4 protein-coding genes and 3 pseudogenes are annotated in these 5705 nt (G+C 36.8%); 5 read left to right on the top strand and 2 right to left on the bottom strand.

All coding sequences use genetic code 11. The annotated features are described in order from the left end of the window. The first annotated feature begins 56 nt into the window (after nucleotides 1-56). The 3 genes from CK510_RS25195 (at nucleotide 57) to CK510_RS25185 (ending at nucleotide 3678) form a co-directional block, all read left to right on the top strand. A complete protein-coding gene (locus CK510_RS25195; protein ID WP_095724286.1) occupies nucleotides 57-1397 on the top strand; it encodes an oligosaccharide flippase family protein in 1341 nt (446 codons plus the stop codon). A gap of 79 nt (nucleotides 1398-1476) precedes the next feature. Further along, nucleotides 1477-2280, top strand: a complete 804-nt coding sequence (locus CK510_RS25190; RefSeq protein ID WP_095724285.1) for a WecB/TagA/CpsF family glycosyltransferase — start codon at nucleotides 1477-1479, stop codon at nucleotides 2278-2280. Between the two features lie 105 nt (nucleotides 2281-2385). Then, complete coding sequence (locus CK510_RS25185) at nucleotides 2386-3678, top strand: glycosyltransferase family 4 protein (RefSeq protein ID WP_095724284.1); 1293 nt, start codon at nucleotides 2386-2388, stop codon at nucleotides 3676-3678. On the opposite strand, the gene CK510_RS34465 is transcribed toward CK510_RS25185, so the two are convergent. Then, nucleotides 3641-3883 carry an ISAs1 family transposase gene (locus CK510_RS34465; RefSeq protein ID WP_444876503.1) on the bottom strand — a complete coding sequence of 81 codons (243 nt, stop codon included), beginning with the start codon at nucleotides 3881-3883 and terminating at the stop codon, nucleotides 3641-3643. The two genes, CK510_RS25185 and CK510_RS34465, sit on opposite strands and share 38 nt — an antisense overlap. 13 nt (nucleotides 3884-3896) lie before the next feature. Next, nucleotides 3897-4241, bottom strand: a pseudogene (locus tag CK510_RS34460) (ISAs1 family transposase). Between the two features lie 63 nt (nucleotides 4242-4304). On the opposite strand from CK510_RS34460, the pseudogene CK510_RS34605 reads away from it, so the two are divergent. Both CK510_RS34605 and CK510_RS32405 read left to right on the top strand, forming a co-directional pair. Next, a pseudogene (locus CK510_RS34605) lies at nucleotides 4305-4426 on the top strand (IS701 family transposase); the annotation flags it as partial. A gap of 1009 nt (nucleotides 4427-5435) precedes the next feature. Beyond that, a pseudogene (locus tag CK510_RS32405) lies at nucleotides 5436-5630 on the top strand (nitrogenase cofactor biosynthesis protein NifB); the annotation flags it as partial. Nucleotides 5631-5705: the final 75 nt, after the last annotated feature.

Raw genomic sequence — 5705 nt, 5'->3', positions numbered from 1 at the left:
CTATTAACATATTCACTACTCTAAACAATAAAATATTTCATTAATCATTAATAGCTATGACATCTGCAAAAAAGCTTGCCGTCCGTGGTGCAATCTGGACTATTATTAGTTTTGGAAGTATCTATTTACTGAGATTTGGTAATAACATCATCTTGACTCGTCTTTTAAAACCAGAATTATTTGGTTTAATAGCTTTTGTTAACACTTTGAGAATGGGTTTAGAATTATTTTCCGATATAGGTATTGGTCAAAATATAGTTAATAGTAAAAGAGGTGACGAACCTAGCTTTTTGAATACAGCTTGGACACTACAAGTAATTCGGGGCATTTTCATTTGGTTTTTATGTTTACTAATTACTTTCCCCATTGCATTTTTTTACAATGATACTCGCTTGCAGCGGCTAATTCCTGTTGTAGTAATCTATTCAGTTATTGATGGATTTTGCTCAACTAGTATACATAGTATGCATCGACGGATGGAACTAGGTAAACTTTCCCTGTATGAATTAATACTACAAATTGCTTCTTTATCTACATTAATTTTTGTAGTTTGGCTTTATCCTAATATCTGGGCATTAGCTTTTGGAACTTTAATTGGAGGATTATATCGGTTAGTTAGTAGCTATTGGTTAATTCCCAAATATTTCAATCACTTAGCATGGGATAAAGACGCTGCCAAAGAAATTTTATCCTTTGGTAAATGGATGTTTGTCGCATCAGGATTAATGTTTGCAGCCGAACAAGCTGATTACATTATCTTAGGTAAACTACTCTCATTTGAAACGCTAGGAGTTTATATAATTGCTTATACCTTGGCAAGTATACCGCGAGAAATCGTCAAACAACTTAGCCATAAAGTTATTTTTCCTGCGATTTCTAAACAAGCTAATTTACCAAGACATATCTTGCGAGAGAAAATTCTTCCTCAAAGAAAACTCATATTACTCGGATTCGCAATTTTATTAGCAGCGCTAGTTACAACTGGTGATTTAATTGTGACTACACTCTATGATAAAAGATATTCTGCGGCTGGTTGGATGATGCCAATTTTATGCTGTGGTATGTGGTTTTCTCTGCTTTTCTACACCATTAGTCCTGCCTTATTAGCACTTGGCAAACCCTTATACTCTGCTCAAAGTAACTTTGCTCGATTTGCCATCATCACACTAGCAATGCCCCTTACATATCAAGGATTTGGTATTGTCGGTGCAGTTGTTGTTATCGCATTCAGCGATTTACCATTATACCTAACTAATCTCTATGGACTGTGGCAGGAAAAACTCTTTTGTTTTACCCAAGATATTCAAGTAACATTCTTCTTTATTACGACTCTAATTTTGTTTCTAACAATTCGGAATAGCTTAGGATTTGGATTTCCCATACAGCAATTAATGTAGTTTATTCTGACTAATTAGATAGCTATCCCGTCTCATACATTCCACTTATAGGTTAATTAACTTCTTGTCTTAAAATTTTATGAAATATTCAACAAAAACAAATCCAATCAAATCAAACCTACCAAAAGTCAATATCTGTGGTGTTCAAGTAGATAAATACTCATTTGATGAAGTTGTAGAGCAAATAATAAATCACGCACTTTCAAAAAAATCCCCCAAGTATGTTGTGACTCCGAATGCACAACATATCGTCACTTTACAAAAAGATAATTTTTTTCGGGAGATTTATCAAAACGCTTTTTTGACAGTACCTGATGGAGTTCCACTGCTTTGGGCTTCTAAGTTATTCAATACACCACTTTCCGAACGAGTGACCGGAATAGACCTATTTGAGAAGTTATGCCAAACTAGCGCTGAAGCTGGACTCAAAATATTTCTTTTAGGTGGTCGTCCTGGAGCCGCCCAAAAAGCTGCTGATACATTGAAAAAAAGACACCCCAATATCAAAATAGTTGGTATTTATTGCCCACCCTACGGTTTTGATTCTGACCAGTTAGAGCTAAACAAAATTAATTCTGCGATTTTATCTGCCAAACCCGATATTCTTTTTGTCGGTTTAGGAGCTCCTAAGCAAGAATATTGGATGTACAAAAATTATCAAAATTTGAATGTGCCCGTCTCCCTCGGTATTGGAGTTAGCTTTGAACTAGTTTCTGGGATGGTTCAAAGAGCACCAAAATTTATGCAAGAAATCGGTCTGGAATGGTTTTTCCGCTTAATTGTGGAACCTCGACGTTTGTGGAAACGCTATGTAATTGGTAATACAATATTTATCCTGCTAGTACTCAAACAAAAAATGTATCCGCTCGGTAAATCGGGGTAGAAAGAAAAAATCAGAATGTAAATTGGTACATTGGTACCTTGCAGATGGCAAAAAGAAAAACCCCTGAAGACATTGAACTTCTATTCTAAAAGAGTTATTGAAATAATGAAGAGCAAAAGCTTAAAGGTTTTATTGATTATTGAGCAGTGTAATCCTCAGGGGTCCTCAGTTCCATTAGTAGGCTATTGTTTTTATGAGCAGATTAGTCAGCTTGTTGACACAACCCTAGTTACCCATGAAAGGAATAAGCCAGCTCTGGAGAAAAAACATCCAGACAGAGATATCACCTACATTTCTGAAAGTGAGTTTATTAAAGGATACTACAAAATCGCTCAAAAGTTAAGCAAGCTTGGAAATAGAATTATTTGGCCACTTTACAACACACTAATATATCCTATTTATGGTGAATTCAACCATCTGGTTTACACCAGTTTCAAGGAACCTATCCTCAGAGGCGATTATGATTTAGTTCATGCTATAACACCGATGATACCACGCTATCCAGTAAAAACTATTAAAGCATGTAAAAACGTATCATTTGTTATTGGTCCAGTAAATGGTGGTGTTCCTTTTCCAAAGGGTTTTCAGGATGTAGCCCGAAAGGAGTTTGCTTATCTTAACTTTCTCCGATTAATAGGTCGATTAATTATTCCAGGCTATCGAGAAACCTATGAAAAAGCTGATTATATTCTTGCTGGATCTACTTATACTTTGAATTTACTCGAAGATTTATTTAATATCCAGAATGAGAAGATTGAGCTTCTTTATGAAAATGGAATTGGGGATTCATTCCTAAAGGAGGGAAAAGTCTTTGAGGCTGAAACTAGAGATGATGCAAAAATAAATCTTCTTTTTGTAGGTCGTCTTGTTCCCTACAAAGGTGCTGATATGTTGATTGAAGCAGTGAGTAGGTTGGCACCATCTGTCCAACAAAAAATTTTCCTTACGATCGTTGGTGATGGTGAGGAACGGAACACTTTAGAACAACAGGTTAACAAACTAGATATTCAAGAAAAAGTTGCTTTTGCGGGCTGGGTTAAACAGCAAGAAACACTCAAATACTACAACAGTTCTGATATTTTCTGTTTTCCCTCTATACGTGAGTTTGGCGGAGCAGTAGTATTGGAAGCGATGGCTACTGGTCTTCCTTGCATTGTGGTTAATAATGGCGGCATTGGTGAGTATGTGACAGAAGAAACAGGATTTAGTATTAATCCTGTTTCCAGAGAATTTGTTGTTCAAGAATTAAAGAGATGTATAGAGCAATTGGTTTGTAATCAAGCCCTGCGCCACGATATGTCACTCAAAGCTATTCAGAGGGCGAGAGAATTTACTTGGAGTTCCAAGGCTAAGGCGATTGCTAGTGTTTATAATAAGCTACTGGCAAATTGCTCATGAAAGATTTCAATGCGATGTCTAAAGTCCAATGTGATTGATTCTCAATGTTCCAATGACTACGTACAATTTGTGTAAGTGATTTAGCATTTTTAGGTAAACAGCTAATAGAATAACGAGTTTCTAGCGTAGTTTTACCATTGCATTTACGCATGGAATTTATCATGCCTACACTTGTCATTTTTGACCATTCTTCTTTAGGGTCTATCAGGTGTTGAACATCACTTAGGGTTGTACAAAACCTGCGAACTTTGCCACGGGGATACTCCCCGGTGGCAAGATTTCATATGAATCATACCTTTATTGTTTTTAGTATCGAAGGAATGACGTAATGCTTTTCCATCAATCGAAATTATATCTCCATCTACCAATGTATTAATTGACTTCACCCAATTGATAAAGCAAGTTTGAAATTGTTGAGGGTCTATCGCAAAAACACGAGCGAAAGTATCATGAGATGGTATTCCATATGGTAGTTATAAAAACTCTTTAAACCATTGATATTTAGAATCACCAAACAATTCAATATCTTCCCATGTATCGGCTCCACAAATGACTGCACATATCGAAGCTAAATTTTATACTTCTTCTAAATCGATAATTTTTATCTATGTTTTATCAGTTCAAACCAGTTAATTGAAAACTGGTATGAAGTACAGAGAAATTTGTCTCTTCAACTCGTGACTTCATTATAGAAAATCTTGAACGAAAAATGGGCTTAAATGCATATAGTCAGATATCTGTCAATGCGTTAGTCCTGACTCGGCAACACGAAAACCCAAAAAGCTTTCAGTTTAAAGCGAACAAAAATTCTACTTGTTAATAATAAATATCAATAGTATAATGAAACGAGCGACGCAAAAGCCGACTGCGACTATAGATGATAAATAATTTGACAAATTTCCAATCAAAAAATTAAGAAATTATAAATTGAACTTTTTGGCAAAAAAAAATGATATGTTGATTACAGAATTGAATTTCGTAAATCTCTGGAGTATTACTATATGAGCTGCCCCAGGTTTTCAGGAAAACAATCAAACTAACCAAATCCTGTCCTTCCCTAGCGCATCAACAGCATATAAGCTTCTTTTGAGTGCAACACAGCTGCTTAATGAAACTTATAAAACCACTTCAAATCCTTGCCAGACAAGAGTTATAGTTGAGTACAACAATACTTATCCCCAACACCATAAATACCCGTCCCTTTCCCCAGAAACACTAGTACCCCCACCCGAATTTTTTTTTTTCAAATCCCTTAAGCATTAACATATCTGCATTTGCAGACTTGAGTACATAACTTAATAAATCCAATAAATCTTATCCAGTGGCATACTCTACCCTCATTGGCACTGGCTGATATAAAACGTATATCGCCAATCACTAAAGCGCCTCTCAAGCAAACGAAGCTAATAATATAGATTTGGTTGCCGAAGAACGCAAAAGTGAGTGGAGGGATGAGATAGCACCATGCCCCTGTGGATAGAAGTCGCGCCTTGTTGAACGCACATAACTTTTCACCCGCATCTCAAGCGTTGACACACACCAGCCGAGACATAAGGGTTTTACAGCCTGCCATATGCTTACCCACCTGGGGTCAGCTCCAACAGGACAATGTGAGTCTCAGGCGCGATTTCGTTTCTTCAATTAAGGCATTTGGTATTAGATATATTTTGGAAAATCCAAAATCCAAAATCTAAAACCTAAAATCGCAACATCTCCCATCGTGGCGCAGCATAAGTACCCGACATTCGCTAAATTCAATGAAACCACAATCTACAGGGCTAGCCAATCCCTTGATTACGGAAATCACACCAACCCCAACAAAGCCAGCAGGTGGTTGCGGATGCACAGGCAGCGCCACCGTGGAAATGGAAGAGAAGATTAAGGAACGCATCGCCAAGCATCCTTGTTATAGCGAAGAAGCGCACCACCATTACGCTCGGATGCACGTTGCTTCTTTCTAAGGGTTTGAACGCCTTACTCAATAAAGATTGTAAAAACTCAGGGGAAAAATGACTTGATTTTGACTT

The sequence above is a fragment of the Brunnivagina elsteri CCALA 953 genome, assembly GCF_002289455.1.
Taxonomy (GTDB): Bacteria; Cyanobacteriota; Cyanobacteriia; order Cyanobacteriales; family Nostocaceae; genus Brunnivagina; species Brunnivagina elsteri.
The sequence above is the reverse complement of the archived record's forward strand: the minus strand, read 5'-3'. Positions and strand labels throughout refer to the sequence as shown.

Excerpts from the sequence above, each read along its gene's own strand:
- CK510_RS25190 (WP_095724285.1), top strand. The coding sequence starts at position 1,477 with ATGAAATATTCAACAAAAACAAATCCAATCAAATCAAACCTACCAAAA.
- CK510_RS25195 (WP_095724286.1), top strand. The coding sequence starts at position 57 with ATGACATCTGCAAAAAAGCTTGCCGTCCGTGGTGCAATCTGGACTATT.
- CK510_RS25185 (WP_095724284.1), top strand. The coding sequence starts at position 2,386 with ATGAAGAGCAAAAGCTTAAAGGTTTTATTGATTATTGAGCAGTGTAAT.